Annotated in this window: 24 protein-coding genes; 20 read left to right on the top strand and 4 right to left on the bottom strand. The window is 29.5% G+C overall.

Features of this window, described 5'->3' with window-relative positions; genetic code table 11:
* Window positions 1–2: 2 nt before the first annotated feature.
* From pfkB to BN350_RS04435, 4 genes are all read left to right on the top strand, one after another.
* A complete protein-coding gene (gene pfkB, locus BN350_RS04450) occupies window positions 3–932 on the top strand; it encodes a 1-phosphofructokinase (RefSeq protein ID WP_028042508.1) in 930 nt (309 codons plus the stop codon).
* Window positions 933–946: 14 nt separating this feature from the next.
* Complete coding sequence (locus BN350_RS04445; RefSeq protein ID WP_028042507.1) at window positions 947–2,197, top strand: zinc-binding dehydrogenase; 1,251 nt, start codon at window positions 947–949, stop codon at window positions 2,195–2,197.
* A gap of 47 nt (window positions 2,198–2,244) precedes the next feature.
* Window positions 2,245–3,969, top strand: coding sequence for a fructose-bisphosphatase class III (locus BN350_RS04440; protein ID WP_028042506.1), 1,725 nt, complete (start codon window positions 2,245–2,247; stop codon window positions 3,967–3,969).
* A gap of 170 nt (window positions 3,970–4,139) precedes the next feature.
* Window positions 4,140–4,493 carry a hypothetical protein gene (locus BN350_RS04435; protein WP_028042505.1) on the top strand — a complete coding sequence of 118 codons (354 nt, stop codon included), beginning with the start codon at window positions 4,140–4,142 and terminating at the stop codon, window positions 4,491–4,493.
* A gap of 13 nt (window positions 4,494–4,506) precedes the next feature.
* Here the strand turns inward: BN350_RS04435 and BN350_RS04430 are convergent, their stop codons facing one another.
* Window positions 4,507–5,304 (bottom strand): MerR family transcriptional regulator, encoded by a 798-nt coding sequence (locus BN350_RS04430; protein WP_028042504.1) that lies wholly within the window; start codon window positions 5,302–5,304, stop codon window positions 4,507–4,509.
* 80 nt (window positions 5,305–5,384) lie between these two features.
* Here BN350_RS04430 and BN350_RS04425 point away from each other — a divergent pair, with 80 nt between their 5' ends.
* From BN350_RS04425 to BN350_RS04380, 10 genes are all read left to right on the top strand, one after another.
* Window positions 5,385–6,020 carry a GNAT family N-acetyltransferase gene (locus BN350_RS04425; protein ID WP_028042503.1) on the top strand — a complete coding sequence of 212 codons (636 nt, stop codon included), beginning with the start codon at window positions 5,385–5,387 and terminating at the stop codon, window positions 6,018–6,020.
* A 103-nt stretch (window positions 6,021–6,123) separates the two neighbouring features.
* Window positions 6,124–7,293: a GGDEF domain-containing protein gene (locus BN350_RS04420; protein ID WP_028042502.1), complete on the top strand. Its 1,170-nt coding sequence runs from the start codon at window positions 6,124–6,126 to the stop codon at window positions 7,291–7,293.
* On the top strand, window positions 7,290–8,492 hold the full coding sequence (locus tag BN350_RS04415; protein WP_081652841.1) for a GGDEF domain-containing protein: 1,203 nt from the start codon (window positions 7,290–7,292) through the stop codon (window positions 8,490–8,492). Before BN350_RS04420 ends, BN350_RS04415 begins: the two co-directional genes overlap by 4 nt.
* 3 nt (window positions 8,493–8,495) lie before the next feature.
* Entirely contained in the window at window positions 8,496–9,068 is a 573-nt protein-coding gene (locus BN350_RS04410) for a TetR/AcrR family transcriptional regulator C-terminal domain-containing protein (RefSeq protein ID WP_049945510.1), read from the top strand.
* Window positions 9,069–9,170: 102 nt separating this feature from the next.
* Window positions 9,171–9,977 (top strand): MBL fold metallo-hydrolase, encoded by an 807-nt coding sequence (locus tag BN350_RS04405; RefSeq protein WP_028042499.1) that lies wholly within the window; start codon window positions 9,171–9,173, stop codon window positions 9,975–9,977.
* Complete coding sequence (locus BN350_RS04400) at window positions 9,974–10,546, top strand: histidine phosphatase family protein (RefSeq protein WP_028042498.1); 573 nt, start codon at window positions 9,974–9,976, stop codon at window positions 10,544–10,546. The genes BN350_RS04405 and BN350_RS04400 overlap by 4 nt, the downstream gene beginning before the upstream one ends.
* A gap of 3 nt (window positions 10,547–10,549) precedes the next feature.
* The gene (locus tag BN350_RS04395) at window positions 10,550–11,527 is read left to right on the top strand and encodes an aldo/keto reductase (protein ID WP_028042497.1); all 978 of its coding nucleotides are present in this window, start codon (window positions 10,550–10,552) and stop codon (window positions 11,525–11,527) included.
* 37 nt (window positions 11,528–11,564) lie between these two features.
* Complete coding sequence (locus tag BN350_RS04390) at window positions 11,565–12,104, top strand: dihydrofolate reductase family protein (protein ID WP_028042496.1); 540 nt, start codon at window positions 11,565–11,567, stop codon at window positions 12,102–12,104.
* A 59-nt stretch (window positions 12,105–12,163) separates the two neighbouring features.
* The gene (locus BN350_RS04385; protein WP_028042495.1) at window positions 12,164–12,703 is read left to right on the top strand and encodes a hypothetical protein; all 540 of its coding nucleotides are present in this window, start codon (window positions 12,164–12,166) and stop codon (window positions 12,701–12,703) included.
* A 249-nt stretch (window positions 12,704–12,952) separates the two neighbouring features.
* The gene (locus BN350_RS04380) at window positions 12,953–13,336 is read left to right on the top strand and encodes a helix-turn-helix domain-containing protein (protein ID WP_028042494.1); all 384 of its coding nucleotides are present in this window, start codon (window positions 12,953–12,955) and stop codon (window positions 13,334–13,336) included.
* A gap of 143 nt (window positions 13,337–13,479) precedes the next feature.
* On the opposite strand, the gene BN350_RS04375 is transcribed toward BN350_RS04380, so the two are convergent.
* Window positions 13,480–14,154, bottom strand: a complete 675-nt coding sequence (locus BN350_RS04375; RefSeq protein WP_028042493.1) for a cyclic nucleotide-binding domain-containing protein — start codon at window positions 14,152–14,154, stop codon at window positions 13,480–13,482.
* Between the two features lie 80 nt (window positions 14,155–14,234).
* On the opposite strand from BN350_RS04375, the gene BN350_RS04370 reads away from it, so the two are divergent.
* From BN350_RS04370 to BN350_RS04355, 4 genes are all read left to right on the top strand, one after another.
* Window positions 14,235–14,654: a DMT family transporter gene (locus BN350_RS04370; RefSeq protein WP_028042492.1), complete on the top strand. Its 420-nt coding sequence runs from the start codon at window positions 14,235–14,237 to the stop codon at window positions 14,652–14,654.
* Window positions 14,651–15,091, top strand: a complete 441-nt coding sequence (locus BN350_RS04365) for a DMT family transporter (RefSeq protein ID WP_028042491.1) — start codon at window positions 14,651–14,653, stop codon at window positions 15,089–15,091. Before BN350_RS04370 ends, BN350_RS04365 begins: the two co-directional genes overlap by 4 nt.
* A 96-nt stretch (window positions 15,092–15,187) precedes the next feature.
* Window positions 15,188–15,601, top strand: coding sequence for a peptide deformylase (locus tag BN350_RS04360; RefSeq protein ID WP_028042490.1), 414 nt, complete (start codon window positions 15,188–15,190; stop codon window positions 15,599–15,601).
* 19 nt (window positions 15,602–15,620) lie between these two features.
* Window positions 15,621–16,823, top strand: a complete 1,203-nt coding sequence (locus BN350_RS04355; protein WP_028042489.1) for an Nramp family divalent metal transporter — start codon at window positions 15,621–15,623, stop codon at window positions 16,821–16,823.
* A 483-nt stretch (window positions 16,824–17,306) separates the two neighbouring features.
* Here the strand turns inward: BN350_RS04355 and BN350_RS04350 are convergent, their stop codons facing one another.
* Together BN350_RS04350 and BN350_RS04345 are read right to left on the bottom strand one after the other, a co-directional pair.
* Window positions 17,307–17,960: a putative ABC transporter permease gene (locus BN350_RS04350; RefSeq protein WP_028042488.1), complete on the bottom strand. Its 654-nt coding sequence runs from the start codon at window positions 17,958–17,960 to the stop codon at window positions 17,307–17,309.
* Between the two features lie 149 nt (window positions 17,961–18,109).
* A complete protein-coding gene (locus BN350_RS04345) occupies window positions 18,110–18,778 on the bottom strand; it encodes a MurR/RpiR family transcriptional regulator (RefSeq protein WP_028042487.1) in 669 nt (222 codons plus the stop codon).
* A 56-nt stretch (window positions 18,779–18,834) separates the two neighbouring features.
* Here BN350_RS04345 and BN350_RS04340 point away from each other — a divergent pair, with 56 nt between their 5' ends.
* Together BN350_RS04340 and BN350_RS04335 are read left to right on the top strand one after the other, a co-directional pair.
* Complete coding sequence (locus BN350_RS04340) at window positions 18,835–19,446, top strand: AAA family ATPase (protein WP_028042486.1); 612 nt, start codon at window positions 18,835–18,837, stop codon at window positions 19,444–19,446.
* A gap of 18 nt (window positions 19,447–19,464) precedes the next feature.
* A complete protein-coding gene (locus tag BN350_RS04335; protein ID WP_028042485.1) occupies window positions 19,465–20,745 on the top strand; it encodes a PTS sugar transporter subunit IIC in 1,281 nt (426 codons plus the stop codon).
* Window positions 20,746–20,893: the final 148 nt, after the last annotated feature.

The following is a 20,893-nucleotide window of genomic DNA, read 5'->3' as shown; positions in this document are numbered from 1 at the left end:
TGATGATTATAACAGTGACTTTAAATCCTGCAATTGATAAAACAGCACAGGTGAAACAAATGGTATGTAATGGGTTAAATCGTTTAGACCATGTGATGCTTGATGTTGGTGGGAAAGGTATTAATGTTTCTAAAGCAATTAAAGAATTAGGAGGACAATCTATTTGTACTGGCTTTATAGCTGGGGATAATGGTGAATGGATTGAGAGAAAACTTGATAATATGGGACTTGAATATAAGTTTATGCATGTTAAAGGGAATACTCGTATGAATTTAAAGGTTTTAGATGAAAATATGAATCTTACTGAATTGAATGAAGTAGGAGATGAAATTAATGTTGATGATTTGCAGAAATTTAAAAGTGATTTGTTAGCAATGACATTTGCTGGTGATATTGTTGTATTAGCAGGAAGTGTTCCATTAGGTGTTCCAAGAGATATCTATAAAGAATTGATTACTTTGCTTAAAGATAAAGGGGCTAAAGTTATATTAGATGCTGATGGTGATTTATTCACTCATGGTATTGAAGCCGGCCCTCACTTAGTCAAACCTAATAAGTATGAATTATGTAAATACTTTGGGTTGGATGAAAATATAAGTGAACTTGATTTGATTGAAAATGCTAAAAAACTTTTGTACAAGGGAATAGAAACAGTTGTAATTTCGTTAGGATCGAAAGGAGCTATTTTTATAACTCATGATGAAGTTGCACGTATACCAGGACTAGAAATTATTGCTCATTCTGCAGTCGGTGCAGGTGATTCAATGGTTGGGGCATTAGCTTATGGAATAGAACAGAATTATGAACTTGTACGACTGATTAAATTAGCAGTAGCTACTTCGGCTGGCGCTGTTATGACAAAAGGAACTAAGGCACCATGTTTAGCCATGGTTGAGAAATTAATCAATGAAGTCAATATTGAATTTAAGTAGAGGAGATTAAAAATATGAAAACAAGAGCAGTACGCTTATATGGCGTTGATGATATAAGATTAGATGAATTTGAATTACCAGAAATTAAAGATGATGAAATTTTAGTAAAAGTAGTTTCTGATAGTATTTGTATGTCAACATACAAGACTGTTAAACAAGGAGCGAACCATAAAAGAGTTCCAAATGATGTTTATGATAATCCTATTATTATAGGTCATGAATTTGCTGGAGATATTGTTAAAGTAGGTAAAAAATGGATAGATCAGTTCAAACCAGGACAAAAATTTGCACAACAGCCAGCTATTCCAGGACAAATGGAATCACCAGGTTATTCATACAAATGGTGTGGAGGAGACAGTGAATATTGTATTTTCCCTAATGATATCATTGAAGCAGGATGTTTATGGACATTTGAAGGAGATAGTTACTTTGCAGCTTCAGTTGCTGAACCAATGTGTTGTGTCATTTCTGGATTCCATACACATTATCATACTGTACCAGGTTGCTATGACCATGTTATGGGAACAAAAATGAATGGAAATATTATTATTTTAGGTGGCTGTGGTCCAATGGGATTAGGCGCTGTAAGTTATTCATTAACATATGAAAACAAACCTAAAAGAGTTGTTGTGACTGATATAGATGATGCTAAAATTGCTCGTGCTAGAGAAGTGATTTCAGAAGCAGAGGCTGCAAAACATGGAGTAGAACTACATTATGTGAATACAGCAAAGATGGATGATCAAGTCAAAGAATTAATGGACTTAACTGATGGTCAAGGTTATGATGATGTCTTTGTTTATGTTCCATTAAAAGGTGTATCTGAAATGGGTGATCAGTTATTAGCATACGATGGTAACTTAAACTTATTTGCAGGACCTACTGATTCAGAATTCTCAGCATCAATGAATCTTTATAACTGTCATTATTCTAGACATAGAATTTTAGGAAGTACAGGTGGAACAATTGATGACATGAAAGAAGCTATTGATAAAGATGCACAAGGATTAATTCAAACAGCTGTTATGATTACACATATTGGAGGATTAGATGCAGTTGTTGATACCACAAAGAATTTACCACAGATTCCAGGTGGAAAAAAACTTATTTATACACATATTAATATGCCATTAACAGCTATTGATGATTTCGAAGAATTAGGTAAAACAAATGATTTGTTTAAGCAATTAGCTGAATCTATTCAAAAAACAAATGGTTTATGGAATAGTGAAGCAGAAAAAATCTTATTAAATTATTATCAATAAAATACATGGGCTTATGGTAACATAAGCCTCTTTTAGTAGGTGATAGTATGAGAAATATAAATCAAAAATATTTTGATATTCTAGCTAAAGAATATCCAACAATTCAATCAATCTGTCGTGAGATTATTCATTTAAAAGCTATTTTAAATTTGCCTAAAGGAACAGAACATTATATATCTGATTTACATGGGGAATATGATGCTTTTAAACATTTAATGAATAATTGTTCAGGTGTTATAAAAGAAAAAACTATATTCTTATTTCATAATGAGATGAGTTATCAAGAAATCAATGACTTTTGTTATTTAATATATTATCCTCAAAAAGAATTGAAAAAGTCGCATGAAAAAATATGGTATCAACAACAAATCCTAAGAATAATTCGTTTATCTAGATATGTGACATCAAAATATACAAGAACCAGAGTCAGAAGACATATTGAAAGTGAATATGCTGATATCATTGATGAATTATTACATGCTCAATTAGATGAACTAGATCAACAATATGTTTATCATTTACAGATTATAGATTCAATTATTGAGTTAGGTGAACAAGATGACTTTATTGATATTTTAACAAAACTGATAAAATATTTTGCTATAGATCAATTACATATACTTGGTGATATATATGATCGTGGAAAAGCTCCAGATAAAATTATAGATGCTCTAATAAAATATCAAAGAGTTGATATTCAATGGGGTAATCATGATATATTATGGATGGGTGCATGTATTGGTCAAAGTGCTTGTATTATTACTGTTGTTAAAAACTGTATCCATTATCATAATACTGATTTATTAGAGAAAGGATATGGGATTCCATTAAGACAGTTAATGATTGCAGCAATGCAAAAATATGCAGCAGATAAACAGGCTCTAGCAATGGAAAAGTATTGTTTAGATTTACAAATCAAATTAGAAAGAAAGCTTATCAATAAGTATCCTCATCTTCATATGGATTATCGGTTAAAATATAATCATGAAGAATTATTAAGTGAAGAAGAGATAAAAATTCTGTTTGATTTAAAAAGGAGTTTTATGAATAGTTCACGTTTAAAAAAACATATTCAATTCTTATATCAAAAAGGATCATTATATTTACGAACGAACCATAATCTATTATTACATGGGTGTATTCCATTAGATGAAAATGGACAATTTTATGAACATACTTGTTTTGGAAAAAAAGTAAAAGGTAAAACTTATTTTGATTTTGTGAATGAACATATTAAGAAAGCATTTCTATATAAAGACCTAGAGTCAGTAGATTATTTATGGTATTTGTGGTGTGGTGATAAATCACCAATATGTGGTAGAAGAATTGTCTTAGATCATAAAGAAACAGAAACCAAAGACTATTATTATCATTATATATATCAAAAAGAAATATGTGAGAAAATACTTTATGAGTTTCATTTATATGATGAGGAATGTATGATTATTAATGGGCATACACCTGTTCGTGTTAAAGATGGAGAATCACCATTGCAAGAACATAAGAAACAAGTTGTTATTGATGGGGGATTTTGTATACAAAATCAAAAAAAGACAGGAGTCGCAGGGTATACTCTTATTAGTAATAGTCATGGCATGCGTTTAAAAACACATCATATTCATGAAGGTGCATATACTGATTGTGATACTGAGTATGACTCACAAATCATTTATACTCGAGCTCATCAGGAACTGGTAAAAAATACGAAAAATGGTGAACATATTCAAGAACAGATAGATGATTTAAAACAATTATTAAAACTTAGAAAATAAAACACTTAATAAGTATAATGAATCCCCTAATGAGTAGACGTTATTCAGGGAATTTTATTTGTAGTAAGTGGTTATATCGTATTTATGAGAAATAGTGAAATCGATGGTGCTTATTTTTACTTTTCTTGATATAATGGAATAATTAAAAGCAAGATAAAAGGGGAGTACATATGAACTTATTTTATTTAATTTGTAGAGCAGCATCTGTAGGAGTCATCATTGGTTTTTTGTGTGGTGGTATTAAGATGATAGTGAAAAAAGAATATTCACTAAAACAACAGATTAGAGTACGAAAAATTATTAATATCTTGTCAATTTTTCTTAAATATATAACATTTCTTTTCCTTGCATTGGGTCTTATATGGTGTATATACTTTTTAGCTTTAGGTGCATTTGTTCCAGAAGACACAGATTATGCAAATAATATGGCAGAACTTATCGTGTCAGTTCTTACAGTCATTTCTATTATATTTGCATTTGTAGAGTATTTAGAAAGAGATAACACAATGAAACATGAAAAATAAATGGTTATTATGATTACTTCTTAATTGGAATCATAATTTCAGTGATATAATCATTCATATGCTTAATTGCAATTTCATTGAGTCCTATTTCATAAGCATAGCCAGTGAGCTCAATATGATGTACTTTGATATAATGATGAATCTTTTCATATAATTGTGGTATCTTCTTCCAATCTCCAATTGAGTAAGCGAAAAGATATTGTCCAGATGGTCTTGTCATTATATTTGGTTTCTTACCTTTTGTTGGTATAAATAACCCATCATAGTCATCATAAACATGATTCATAATCTTATCTACAGATATAAAACTTCCAAAACTTTCTTGATAAGGTGAAATGTCTTGTAATTCCTTTAATTGATTGAAAATTGTTATGCTTTCTGTCTGGAAAGTCGTTGGAGTTATAAATACATAATCCTGGTGATGTTCTTTTATAAGAATATCACCATCTTTTATATTTGGACATATCTCTAACATCTGTTTTCGCTTTTGTAAGGCAGTCTTTGTAGCCTTCAGTTTTTTTATTTCTTGATTAATTGTTTCAATCTTTTCATCAGCAATTTCTATAAAATCATCAATGTGAGGATGTTCTAAATATACTTTAATTTCTTCTAAACTCATATGTAAATCTTTTAACATACGAATATATTCAAATTCAATACTTTGCGAATAATCATAATATCGATAGTTATTATCACCTTTATATAATGGAGAAAATAGCCCTATTTCATCATAATAATGCAATGTTCTTTTATTAACGTGATGTAGTTTAGCAAATTGGGATGTTGTTAATGGAATGGAATTATGAAACATAAAATAACCTCCTTGACTCTACAGTAACTGTATACTTTATACTTATTATACACAAGGAAAAGAAAAGGAGCGAATGATTTATGAAAGAAAAAATAAAATTTAGAGAGTTTAAAAAAAGTGATGAAATATTTATTGAAAATATTATTAGAGAAGCATGGCACTATGATGAAATGTGTAGACCAAAAACTGCTAAAAAAATGGCTAAAGCCTTTTTAGCAAGTTGTTTAGCTAATCAAACGTTTACACAGGTTGCTACGATAAAAGATTGTCCGATAGGAATTATTATGGGTAAGAATATTCAAAAACATAGATGTCCACTTCGTTATCGATGGAAACAAATTGTTTCTATTTTAAAGTTATTATGTGATCAAGAGGGAAGAAGAATTTCATCTATATTTAAAAATGTGAATATTATTGATCAAGAACTTATAAGAGAAAGTCAAATGGATTATCAAGGAGAATTATCTTTTTTTGCGATTAGCCAGGAGTGTAGGGGACTAGGAATTGGCAAGGAATTGTTTTCGCGTTTGGTAGATTATATGAAGCTTAATAATGTCAAATATTTTTACCTTTACACTGATACAAGCTGTAACTATCAGTTTTATGAACATCAGGGTATGAAAAGATGTCAAGAAAAGTCTCACCAATTTATAATTGGAAAAATTACTGCAACAATGAATTTCTTCTTATATGATTATGATATGTCACAGAAATAATATATTTCTGTGATTTGTTTTAATTTTTGAAAAAAAGTGTAATTTATTATCAATAATATGAATCTATAGTATAATAAAATAAATGAAAGGTGGTGTGATAAAGATGATATTTCTATTAATAGCATTAATACTATTAAGTATATTAACTGAATTTCAATTATATGAAATTATGATAAATATAAAAATATATGATAAAAAATATTATTTTTATCATACTGTTTGTTCTGTATTACGTATTATATGGATTTCTTTATGCGCATGGTTAATGATTCAATTGCCAATTTTTTTGATTGGTTTATTAGTTTTGTTGTTACTTAATGTGGTACCTTATCATAATCATGATGTTGCAATTAAAAATATAACAATATTTCTTTATCTATTATACATATCTTTATTAATGTTAAGTATTGGTTTGTTAGGAATGGTAGGTATAGATTTATCATATTCTTTAGATAATTCATTTTTACGCATTCTTGTTTTAAATTTATCATTTATATTTTATAATTTTGTTTGCTTTATATTATTAAAATATTATCCTGAATTCTTATGGGATAATGGATACGATCATTTTAAAGTTATAATTTATACACGATTTTTGATGATTTGTATTCTTTATAATATTATAGATGCATTTGTATTAGAATATTATCAAATGCAACAGATTGAGTACTTATTATTATTGAGTGGAGATTTACTAATATTGTTTTTAATGTATTATTTGTCTAATTATAATTATGTTTTTATAAAAAGTGAGATTATCAGAAAAGATTACGAACAAAGTGAAATATTAATGGCTCAACAGTATTTTGAAAAACAAAAGCTTAAACATTTGAGTGAACATGATACTCTGACAAAAGCCTATAGTAGAAGAGAGGTTTGTTCTATTATGGAAGAAAGAATACAAAAAGGTGATGAATTAATTTGTGTTTTTATAGATCTAGATGGTTTAAAGATACTGAACGATACTTATGGACATAGTTTTGGAGATTTAGTTCTTATGCGATTTGCAAATGCATGTATAGAAAGCTTTTTAGATATTGGTTATGTAGCACGTATTGGTGGTGATGAATTTTTATTGGTCTTTTTTAATCAGAAATTAGACTATATTAAAGAACGTATGAGAAGTTTACAAACATCTTTGCAAAATGGAGAAAATCATATTTCTTTTAGTTATGGAATTTCTTATCAAGAAAAAAGTGTTGAAGATTATATTATGATTGCAGATCAAAAAATGTATGATGATAAACATAGAAAGCGACGTGATAATAAATGACAAATTTACTACAACTTATTTTAACAATAAGCAGTTACTATTTATTTAGTCATGAGTTCTTTATGTTTTCAAGTGAAATTGATCATAAGAAGATATCTCATATGTCATCCATTTTATGTTTTATTATTGTTTATGCTTGGTTTTATTGTGCAAGTGTTTTAGAATTACCACTTATTATTAATTGGCTTATTTTTATGATAATATTGGGTATGGAAGTTTATAAAGTTTTATCTTTTAATCTTCTTACCTCTTATACATTATCGATGTTTTGTATCATTATGGGATTAGCAACTAATATCTTTTTTAGAAGTCTTTTTGCAATAATTATGAATGTTCCATTAAGTCAATTTGATAATACCTTGAATTCTTTTAAAGCTTATCCAATTATTTTTGGTTTTTTATTTATGGGTTTATTATTTTGGATTTTAAGACGTATTCATTTTTCCGAAAAAATAAAAACGATAATAGAAAACAAAAAGAGTTTACGTTTTTATTTTTGGATTGAGTTTAGTATATATGTTTTTTTGATTATACAGTTATTAACATATAGTCAAATGGAAGGATTGATTGGAGTGAAAATATGGGGAGTTAAGGTAGGATTATTTTCAATTATAATTTTATTGATTGTTAATATTTATACGTTACGCGTTGCGTCGTTAAATGAATATATGGATAAACAGCATGATATTAGACACCAGTTAATAGAAGATAAAGAAGATATTGGTAAATTATGGAGACTTGCTTATGTGGATATGTTAACAGGATGTTATAATCGTCAGTTATTAGATCAAAGATTAGAAGAATATGCAAGTTATGGTGGAGAGATTACATTAGCTTTTATTGATTTAAATGGTTTAAAGGTTATTAATGATCAATCAGGACATTCAGAGGGAGATATTTATTTAAAGAGAGCAGTTGATTTGATTTTGGATGTGTTTCAGGAATTTAAAGTGGATTTGTTTCGTTATGGTGGAGATGAATTTATCTTATTAAGTTATTCACTAAGTGTTGAAGAAATGTCTCAGTCATTAGAGAAAGCCAATCAAATTATTCAAAAGGATAATATAGATTCATGTCAAAAATCAATTAGTTATGGAGTTGTACAAGGAAACAGTGATTCTTATAAAGAATTGATTCAATTAGCTGATCAAAAGATGTATCAATATAAACTGAAATATTATGAAAGTAGAGGATTATAAAATATGGCTATCAATGTAAAAGAAATATTAGCTGAAGGCTTATTAAAATTGTGTGAAACTTATTCTCTTGAAACAATAACAATTCAACAAATATTGACTTATACAGGTGTTAGCAGACAAACATTTTATAATCATTTTAAAGATAAAAATGACCTCATTCAATATATATATCTTCATAAAATTATTCCTCTATATAATGAAGCAGATACGCAAATGAACTTCTATGAATCATTGCTTGATACATTTCAAAGAATGAAGACATATCATATCTTTATGAAACAAGCATGTTTGATAGATGATCAAAATTGTTTAAAAGATTATATGTTTGAGCACTGTAAACAGTTTGATTTGGAATTACATCAAAAACTTTATGGTAAAGAACCTATGCCAGAAGCTTTACGTTTTGCGACGGAATATCATGCAACAGCCTCTAGTAACATGACATTATCTTGGATATTATCTGATATGCCAGCAAGTTGTGAAGAAATGGCACAATTAATTACACAGATGAGAAGTATTGGAATGGAGAAATTGTTTGAACATTCTCGAACAATAAAAAATCCTTATAAAAAGTAGACAAAAAAAGGCAATTGTCAAGATATGGACATAAAAAATATATTGTATATTGTACCTCCCTATATTATGGACTAAAATAAAGGTGAAAAGGGAGGTCTTTTTATGGAAATCTTAAAAAATGAAAAAGGACAGGCGGTTGCCCCTCAGACTCAGAAGTTTGGACAAGAAGCATTTGAAAAAATGAATGCAACAGAAATTCGTTGGTTGGGTGGAGCAGGAATTATGATGAATAGCCATGGAACAAATATTATGATTGATCCATTGTTAGAAGGGTTTGATATGCCACTATTGATTGATATGCCTATTCTTCCTGAAAATGTATCAACACTTGATGCATTGCTTGTTACACATATAGATAATGATCATTTTAGTAGACTAACATGTAAAGATTTGTTATCGGTTTGTGAATCTTATCATGCTCCTCATTATGTTGCTAAAGTAATGAATGAAGAAGGTATACCAGGAACAGGGCATAATATTCATGAAACATTTACAGTAGATGATGTTAGAGTCACTTTAACACCCGCTAAACATAACTGGCAAAATGAATCTTCCAAATATCATTATAGAGAATGGAAAGAAGAAGATTATTGTGGTTATTGGTTTGAAACAGCTGATGGAACAATCTGGTTGCCAGGTGATTCAAGACTCTTGGAAGAACATTTAAAGATGCCACAGCCAGATGTTATACTTTTTGATTTTGCTGATAATGAATGGCATATTACTTTGGAGGGAGCTATCAAATTAGCCAATACTTATCCAAATGCAGATTTAATTTGTATTCATTGGGGAAGTGTAGATGCTCCACAGATGTCTCCATTTAATGGAAATCCAGAAACACTGATGGGTAGAGTTATTAATCCTCAAAGAATTCAAGTCCTAGCTCCAGGAGAAGTTTATACGTTATGAAAAAAACTCTCTATTTAATGAGACATGGTCAAACATTGTTTAATGTTCAAAAAAAGATTCAGGGATGGTGTGATTCACCACTTACTGAACTTGGAAAGCAGCAGGCTATAACTGCCAAGAAATATTTTGAAGATCATCATATTATTTTTGATCATGCATATTGTTCTACCAGTGAAAGATGTAGTGATACACTAGAAATAATAACAGGTATGCCCTATATCAGATTAAAAGGTTTAAAAGAAATGTTTTATGGAGAATTAGAGGGTGAAAGTGAAAGATTAAATTGTCAAACACCTGAAGAATGTATCACATACTATTTGCAATTCGGTGGTGAATCTTCCAATGATGTTAGGGATCGTATGAAAAAAACTTTAATAGATGTTATGAAAAAGGAAGACCATCAAAGTGTACTAGTGGTTTCTCATAGTGGGGCATGTTTTAACTTTTTAAGAGCGTGGCAGGATCCAATGGAAGAATTAAAAAAAGGATTTGGAAATTGCTGTATATTTGTATATGAATATGACAATCATAAATTTACTTTAAAAGAAGTCATAAGACAGGAGAATTAAATGATGGAATATGTAAAATTAGGACAAACAGGATTAGATGTTTCTAAAATATGTTTAGGGTGTATGAGTTTTGGTGATCCTGAAAGATGGATTCACTCATGGGTATTAAATGAAGAAGATTCTCGTAAAATCATTAAAAAGGCATTAGATTTAGGTATTAATTTCTTTGATACTGCTAATGTTTATGGCTTAGGAGCAAGTGAAGAAATATTAGGTAAAGCCTTAAAAGATTATGCAAAACGAGAGGAGATTGTTATAGCAACCAAAGTTAGTGGGAAAATGCATGATGGTCCTAATGGTAGTGGATTGTCTAGAAAATCTATTCTTCATGAGGTTGATCAATGTTTAAAAAGATTGCAAACAGATTATATAGATTTATTATATATTCATCGCTGGGATTATACGACACCAATTGAAGAAACAATGTGTGTATTAAATGATCTTGTTAGAAATGGAAAGGTTCATTATATTGGGGCTTCTTCTATGTTTGCATGGCAATTTCAAAAAACTCAATATATTGCTGAAAAGAATAATTGGACAAAGTTTTCAGTTATGCAGGGACATTATAATTTACTTTATCGTGAAGAAGAAAGAGAGATGAATCCATTCTGTTTTGATTCAGGTGTCGCTTTAGTGCCTTATAGTCCATTAGCAGCTGGTCGTTTAACACGTGACTGGAATGCAGATTCCAAACGTGCTAAAGAAGATCAAATCGCAAAAAACAAATATGATAGCACTGAAGATACTGATAAAAAGATTGTTGAAGCAGTCACAAAAATTGCTGATAAGCATCAGGCAACAAGATCACAGATCGCTGTAGCATGGTTATGGAAAAAAGGAGTCACTGCACCAATTGTAGGAATTACTAAAGAAAAATACTTGGATGATTTTGTAGGGGCATTAGATGTTAAATTAACTGATGAAGATATGACTTTGTTAGAAGAATACTATGTGCCTCATCAAATTGTTGGACATCAATAAAAGAATCTGGGTAGAATAGACCTAAGGAGGTTCAATGATGCGTAGAACAATATTATTTATTGCGATGAGTTTAGATGGCTATATTGCTGATAAAGATGGAAATGTAGATTGGCTTGCAGGTGAAAGCCCAGAATTAGATGATATGCAAAGTTATCAGGAGTTCATTCAAGGGATAGATACTGTAGTTATGGGATGGAATACATATCATCAAATTATTACACAACTATCACCAGATATTTGGATATATGATTCATTGATGAGTTATGTAATGACTCATCAAAAGAAAGAAGATATTCATAACATTCATTTTATCCAATCAGATTTATATGATTTTATTCAATATTTAAAACATCAAGATGGAAAAGACATATGGATTTGTGGTGGTGCAAATATTGTGAAGCAGTGTTTGCACCACCAACTGATTGATTGTTTATATATATCAGTTATACCTACATTATTAGGTAGTGGTATTCGGTTGTTTCCAGAAAATGATTCTGAAATTAAATTAAAGTTAATCAAGACAAAAAGCTATAATGGAATAACAGATTTAGTCTATGAATTTAGAGAAAAGGTATAATGAAAATTATATCTTTTTTCTGTATTATGCTATAATTTATAAAAGAAAAGAGGGATGGTATGGAAATTAAAGAAATAATGACACCAAAAGATATCTTAATATTTATGCAGGAGCATATTCATTATGGATGGGTTGATATAGATGGAAAGAAACATTTAGATGAAATGAAAGGCTTTAGAAGAAAATATGTTACACGCACTGTTCAGGAATGCCTGTACTATGGATTAGGGACATGTATAGATCAAGTTGCTATTATGAATGAACTATTTAATCAAATTCATATTCCACATAAAATGTTTTGTTGTCGTATCTATGAACCAGACGATTATGGAAATCTAGAAGAAGATGAACATATGCATTGTTTTCTCTTATATCAATATCAAGGAAAAACATTTCAGTTAGAACATCCAAATCAAAATCGAGTAGGTATTCATGAATATGAAAGTGAAGAAGCAGCCGTTCAATTTTTAACTGATTATTATGTTAAAATAAGAGGTGGTCAAGCAAGTCCAACAACTGAATTCTATGAAGTGGAGCCAGGTTTAACTTTTCAGCAATTTAACAATTATATTAATTCATTAGATAAAAGAAATGCATGAAATAATTATCATGAGAATAAATACAGGTGTTATAGATGAATAGACTTATAAATATATAGTTTATAGACAGATTAGTAGAAACTATAATATGATTTAGAAGACGAGTTACTAACTGGAATTTGACTAATAATTATGCTTTATGTAACTATAAGTTGTCTAATTGAGTGGGTCTAGTAGGTGGATTGCAACTACATAAAACGCTATTATTGGGGTACAGTCAAGAATGGCTGAATTATAAGGAGGATAAACATGAGCGTATCAAAACAACTTATTCATTTACGAAATGTAAAAGGTATTTCTCAAGAAGAACTTGCTTCTTTAATGAGCGTCACAAGACAAGCTGTATCAAAGTGGGAAACTGATCAGTCTTTGCCAGATAGTGATAAGATTATCCGTTTAAGTGAGATATTTGGTGTAACAACAGACTATTTGTTAAAAGGAAAAGAAAGTGACCCTATGGACATCTATTCACAACATAGTTCTAAAGCTGGTGCAGATATGTCAATAGAAGTTAGTGAGATTTTGGAGAATGTTCATCAAATGACTACAATTAAAAGGTATTTGATTGGAACTGGTATATTTATTTTTGTTATTGCTATAATGATGAGCATTATCATTTTTCTTAAAATGTAACCAATATCAAAAATAGATATATCTAGAATATAGACTATAAGTTTTTATATAAATATAGTGGGTTTTATAAGAACTGATTCTTTTGAGTTTCCCACTCTCGCAAGCAAAGAAACTCAAATGTATAATTGTTATGTTTGAGGAGCCTACTCCCATTTGTTTTGCAATAAATACAAATCCTTACTAAGTTGTTTTAAAATACTTTCATCAAGTATTTCATAACAACTTCTTTTTATTTTTTTAACATATTTCTTTTGACAAAAACTATTTAAAACTCTTTGCAACTGTCGATAACTACAACCAATCATCTCAGCAACTAAAACAAAGTTATCTTCTATGACTCCCTCTTTTTCACAAGCCACCAAATAAGAAGCTAATCTGTTTTCAACAGGATAATTTAAAGAAATAGAAGAATTATGGTTTGTATTATATAATTTATAAGCAATGGATTTAGCTAGATAACACATAAAAATAGAATCATGAAATAAGATTTCCTGATAAAGTTCAATAGAAAGACGTAGACAATATGTATCTTCTAACGCATAAATATTGTTAATGACATCTTTGTGATTTAAAAACTCAACCTCACCTAGAATGTAAATAGGATAAGCAAAACAATTTAAAATAGTTAAACCATTAGCTGTTGTATGACTAATTTTAAGTTTACCTTCAACTAATATATATAAATAATCTAATCTTTGACCTTGCATGAGAAGATATTCACCTTTATGAAATTGATATAATTCAAAATATTGATAGCTTGATTCATTCATGATATGATTATCTCTTAACAGATTTATATAGAGTTCTTTTGTTTTCATTAATATCACCATATCTAATATGACATATGTCCTATTAGAAATCAATAGATAACGCTTATAATGCAATGGGAGGATAGAATATGATTATATTATTAGCGTTAATCAGTGGAATGATTATTACTGTTATGAACATTTTTAATGGACATTTATCTGATTATTATGGTGTCTATGTATCTACTGTTGTTATTCATTTTATTGGATTATGTACTTTTGTTGTTATGATGGTTATTAAAAAGGAGAAGATTTCTTTTCAAAAACATATTCCATTGATTTTATATAGTGGAGGAGTGATTGGTGTTTTGACTGTTGTTTTTAATGTGATGACAGTAGGAGAGTTAGGGGCAGCATTATTAACTGCGCTAGGTTTATTAGGACAAATGATAATATCCCTCATATTAGAACAACAAGGATGGTTAGGAACAATTAAAAAGAAGTTGACTCTATCTAAAATGATGAGTCTTATTGTTGTGATGATAGGTATAGGGGTGATGATGTTATGATATCAGTTCTATGTGCGATGTTAACAGGTATAACGATCGTCTTGAGTCGTTCTGTTAATAGTTATTTATCTCAAAGAGTAGGGGTGTATCAAAGTACATTTTTTAATTATCTGACTGGATTGATCACAAGTCTGCTTATTGTGTTAGGGGTTGGAGTAGAATTGAATATAGATTTCTCATATATATATGATCAGCCTATCTTATTAACTGGAGGAATTATTGGAGTTTTCAATATCTTTATCTTAAATATTATAGTAGTAAAAATTTCACCAGTGAAATTAACACTTATTACATTTATTGCTCAATTATCAACTAGTATTGTATTAGATTATTTCATATATTATATGTTTTCTATGTATAAATTGATAGGATGTTTAATTGTTGTTTTAGGATTATTGATGTATCAGTATAGTGATAAAGATGAAGAAAGTTTATGAGAAATTAAATTATATGTTATAATAAAGAAAAAAGAGATAATAAGTATTCATGAATTTTAATAATAGATATTCATGGATATAATAAAGGAGAAAGTTATGTTAAGAGAAATAATTACTGATCAATTTTTATTAAGTGGTCAATCAACTGAAGCTACAAAAGATGATCTATATATTGTTCAAGATTTAAAAGATACAATGCATTCCCGTCAGGAATTTTGTGTAGGAATGGCTGCAAATATGATTAATGAACATAAAAGAATTATTATTGTTATGGATAATAGTAAAGAACTTGTTATGATTAATCCTATTGTTATGAAAACAAGTGGACGTCATTACGAAGCAGAAGAAGCTTGTTTATGTCATCAAGGGACAAAGAAAACAAAGAGATATGAGAAAATTAAAGTACAGTATTATGATGAGAATTTTAAAATAAAAATCAAGACTTTTAGTGATGTGACTGCACAAATTATTCAACATGAGATAGATCATTGTAATGGAATTCTGATTTAAAGAAAAGGGAATGATATAAATGAAGTTAATCAATAGATTAAAGAATATTGGACCTGGAGCATTAGTTGCAGCTGCATTTATAGGACCGGGAACAATTACAGTGTGTTCTAATTCAGGCGCAAGTTATGGTTATACTTTATTATGGGTGGTTATGTTTTCAACTATAGCGACTATCATGTTTCAAGAAATGGCAGCAAGATTGGGTATTGTAACGGGTCAAGGATTAGGAGAAAACATTAGAGAACGTATTCATCATAAAGGTATCAGAACGATTATGACAATGATTGTTGTGAGTGCTATTTTCATTGGAAATATTGCTTATGAAACTGGTAACCTAACTGGAGGAGCAATGGGTTTTCAAAGTCTAGTACCTCAAATTTCAATGAAAACTATTGCTTTGATTATTGGAGTCATTGCTATTGTACTTTTGTTTTCAGGTAGTTATTATTACATAGAGAAGTTTTTAACTGGATTGGTATTTGTGATGGCATTTGCATTTATTCTCACTACAATTCTTTCAAAACCAGATATGGGAGAGGTTTTGAAAGGATTTATTCCAAGTTTTCATAATGTTGATTGGTTAAGTGTAGTAGGGTTAATTGGAACAACTGTAGTTCCTTATAATTTATTTCTTCATTCATCTAGTGCTGCTCAACGTTGGAAGAATAAAGAAGATATTCAAGATGCTAGAATAGATACTTTTCTATCAATTGGATTAGGTGGTATTGTTTCAATGTGTATTGTAACTGTTGCTGCTACGAACTGTGCGGGATTACAAATTCAAAGTGGTGGTGACTTAGCCAAAGCATTACAGCCAATATTAGGAGACTTTGCAACTATCTTAGTGAGTATTGGATTATTTGCTGCAGGATTGACATCAACAATTACAGCACCACTTGCAGCTGCTTATGCAACAAGTGGTATATTAGGTATACAGCAGGATATGAAATCTAAGAGATTTCAATTCATTTGGTTAGTAGTGATTGGATTTGGTATGATTTTAACCGCATTCAATCATTCTACACCTACAGAATTAATATTAATTGCACAAGGTGCTAATGCTATTATATTGCCTATTATGGCTATTTTCTTAATGATATGTATGAATGATAAGAAACTAGGTAAGTATCGTAATGGAAAGTTAAGTAATGGTATGGGAGTTGTTATTTTGATGATAACTATTGCTATCTGTATCAAAAATATCATGGAAGTGATAGGATAAATGAGTATTTTAAGGATATTTAAGGTACTTAGCAACAAATTATCAAGAAATAATTGATAGAAGTTTGTGAAATAGAGAAGTAAATGATATATTTACAAACACAACAACAATAGTGGCAAGCATTTATCCTTGATAGTGAGACAGAAGGTAACTCTCTTTGGAAATATTATCAATAAGGAATTTAAAGCGAGAAAAACGTCTTATATATTTGGTAAACTGTGAGATATAGTTATTTTGCTAATTATAAATTGAAGGCATAACCTTTTATTCATTGTTTTTTCTCGCTTATACTATAAGTTTATAATAATAAATAAGTGATAAGAATTTTGTATTAAGTAAAAAAGTAGGTTCTTGCTCTATTATGAATAAATAAAAATAAAAGATTTCAAAATATATTGAAGAATACAATAGATTTTGAAATCTCTTTTAAATATCATTACTTTAAGTAAGAAAAAACCTTATATAGTTTATATATGTTTTTATTTATTCTTTTGGACTCATAACAGGAAATTTCTTATACATAAATTCATCATCATAAATTTTATCATATATTTCTCCAATAAATGTAAAAGGTTTTTTACCTTGATCTCTAAAAGCCATTCTTCCAAATGCACTATATGTTACAATGAGATCAAAGGTAATAAAGATAACTGAAATTATATAGATTGGATGAGCAATCTTATATGGAATCTTTTCAACCCATTTTGAAACAAAGGGATAGATGACTTTCATAAGAATCATACCACCAACACCCCATCCTACCATGAAAGGTAATGTTGTACGTCCCATAATATTTAAAAACATATGTGAATAATCCCAAAAGATAACTCCAAAACATACATCAGCAATCCAGCTTGTCATAAATTCCGTACCACCACCAATAAGAGCAGCATAAATCCAAGTTTTTAACCAACTTCTTTCATCATTATGCTTACCTAATATGACTACAAATATGGCAACACCAACCCCATAAATAGGACTAAACGGACCATAAATCATTCCTTGACGATTAACCCATTCTCCAAATCTGACAAACCATAATATTTCTTCATAATATGTACCAATTAAACACCCTAGTACAAAGAATATAAATATTTTAGCAAAACAATATCCCCTAGCAAAAATTTTTTCCTCCATGATACCCCTCTTTTCTTTAAGATTATCATATCATATATAAGAGCTTGAACGCAATGGTATAAGAAAACATGTTATAAATTTCATAACATGTTTTTTTATTGATAAAACCAATATAATTTGTTTGTCGTTATTTGTATAATGAGGATGGCTTAAGAAAATAGTAATGTTTCAAAGGCAATAATGGATTCACCAAAGAACGTATTTTTTCGATTTAAATCATGAGAAAAAGAATCATATTGACCAATGAGTACAGGTAATGAAGAATAATTAAAAATAGGTGAATCTTGATTACCAATGAAACTGATAATGGGAACTTGATTTTGATAAGCAGTTTCTACTATTTCATTTAAGCGTGGTGTTTTACCAGAATATGAGATAACTATTAAAATTGTATCTTTATTGAAGATTTGGCTAAACATTTCCATATGGACAACGCACATAGCTTGATAATTGAGTAGTGTGAGTCGCTGTTGCATATATTCTGCAATAGGTGCTGAAAAACCTAATCCAAAAACAACAATACGTTTCGAAGTATCTTGTAGTAATTGAGAAAATTGGGATTGATATTCATGATAACGATGATGAAAATCATGAGATGTATCTTTGGTAGATGTCAGATGATAAATCATATCACTATACCCCTCAAATCCAAACTTATTACAAAGTTTATAAATGGTTGATGTACTTGTATAGTTATCTTTTGCCATTTGACGTATACCAATTGATTTAAGTTCGTTCATATGATCTTTCATATAAGAAACAATTTGAAGTTCTAAGTCATTTAATTCATATTTCTCTGATAAATGTACAATATTCATGAGAATTCACCTCCTAGCACAATTATGTCATATAAAAAAGAAAGGGGCAAGAAATTATGGCAAAAACAATGTATGATCCATGGTCAAAAATCACAACAAGAAATGGGTATGCTGGCGATGAAGTCATCTCAGCATTACAAAAATCTATTCGTAGAGGGTTAGAAGAACAGGCATGTATGTTTGCTTATGAACTTTATGTTTCATCTCCACAATTAGAAGAAAAGTTATGGAGAAGATTATTAACAATCTCAGTTGAAGATATTGGTATGGGTAATCCAATGGCTGCAATTATGGTAAATAATTTATATCGTATGAGTAGAGAATTTGAATATGCAGATGGTGATAGACCAATTTATTTTATTCATGCAATTCGTTATATGTGTCAATGCGAAAAAGACAGATCTAGTGATTTATTGAAGAATATTTGTATTAAATCTTTTGCGATGGGTAAATTCCCAGAAGTACCTGATTACGCTTTAGATAAGCACACTCAACGAGGACAAGCAATGGGTAGAGATTCTTTCCATTTCTTAAATGAAGCAAGTAAAGTGATTCCCCAAAAGGAAATTGACAATGATTATAAAGAAAGATATGCAGAAATATTAGAAGAATATGATCCAGAAAATGTTGTGGATTCAGCATTTAAGTTTAACGGATGGCAATTTTAAGATAGGGAGAGAAAGAAAATGATTAATGGTTTAGAGAAATTATTAGCACCACTTGCTAATAAATTAGGGAATCAAAGACATCTTCAAGCTATTTCTAATGGGATGATGATGTCATTAGCTTTAATTGTTGTGGGATCTATATTTTTGATTGTAGCCAATCCACCAATTAATTTGGATCTTGTTGATTTGAATACTGGAAATATTTTCTTAAAAGCTTTGATTGGTTGGAAACAATGGGCAATTGCTAATTATGATATGATTACAATTCCATATACAATGACAATGGGACTGATTGGGTTAGTCACATCCTTTGGGGTGAGTTATTGTTTGGCTGAAAGTTATAAAATGAAAGCAGCCATTAATGGAATTATTTCTATGTGTGTATTTTTAATGATTGCAGCACCAGTTAAAGAGGGTCAATTATCAATGACTTACTTAGGTGCAGATGGTTTATTTGTTGCTTTGATTATTGGTTTATTATCAGTTGAAATTTGTCGTATTGTTGGGAATAAAGTTGTCTTTACTTTTCCAGAAAGTGTTCCAACTGCAGTAACAAACTTCGTCAATTCATTATTACCACTAGCAGCTAATATTATTATCATTTATGGATTAAATTTAATTGTTATGGGAGCATCTGGAAAAGCGTTACCTGAATTGATTATGAGTATTTTAACTCCAGCTATTTCTGGAGTTGATAATGTATGGGCATTTATGGGAATCTTTGCTTTTTCTAATATTCTATGGTTATTTGGAATTAATGGTTCTTCAATTATTTTCCCAATTGTCTTTACTCTAGGAATAACGAATTCTGGACTAAACGCTGAATTGGTAAATGCTGGACAAAGTGCAACTCATGTTATGAACTTACAGATGTATCGTTATGCTGTTCTTGGTGGAGGAGGAAATACATTAGGATTAGTTTTATTAATGTGTTTTTCACATGTTAAACATTTAAGATCAATCGGAAGATTAAGTGTTGTTCCAGGAATTTGTGGTATAAATGAACCAGTTATTTTTGGTGGTCCAATTGTCTTAAATCCAATTTTAGCAATTCCTTTTGTATTAATGCCATGTATCTCAATTGGCTTAGGTGCATTTGTTCAAAGTATTGGTCTTGTAAATATGGGGTATATTATCGATCCTTCATTTACACCATTCTTTGCACAAGGGTTCTTGTCAGCATTGGATTTTAGAAATGTTATCTTTATGTGTGTATTAATTGCGATTAGTGTTGCTGTTTATTATCCGTTCTTTAAAGTTTATGAGAAGTCACTAGCTGAAAAAGAGGGTGTTGAATAAGGTTAAGAGAGATTTCTATTCAGAAATCTCTATTTTTTTAACTTTTTTGAAAATAAAAAAAGAAAAATGATAATTTTTTGCGTATATAGAAGTAGGAGGGTATTTTTAGAATTTATAATTGTTTTCTATAAGCAATTATTGTATAATG

It is taken from the genome of Candidatus Stoquefichus massiliensis AP9 (genome assembly GCF_000455285.1).
Taxonomy (GTDB): domain Bacteria; phylum Bacillota_I; class Bacilli_A; order Erysipelotrichales; family Coprobacillaceae; genus Stoquefichus; species Stoquefichus massiliensis.
Note: the sequence above shows the minus strand (reverse complement) of the source record. Positions and strands in the feature narration are given on the sequence as shown.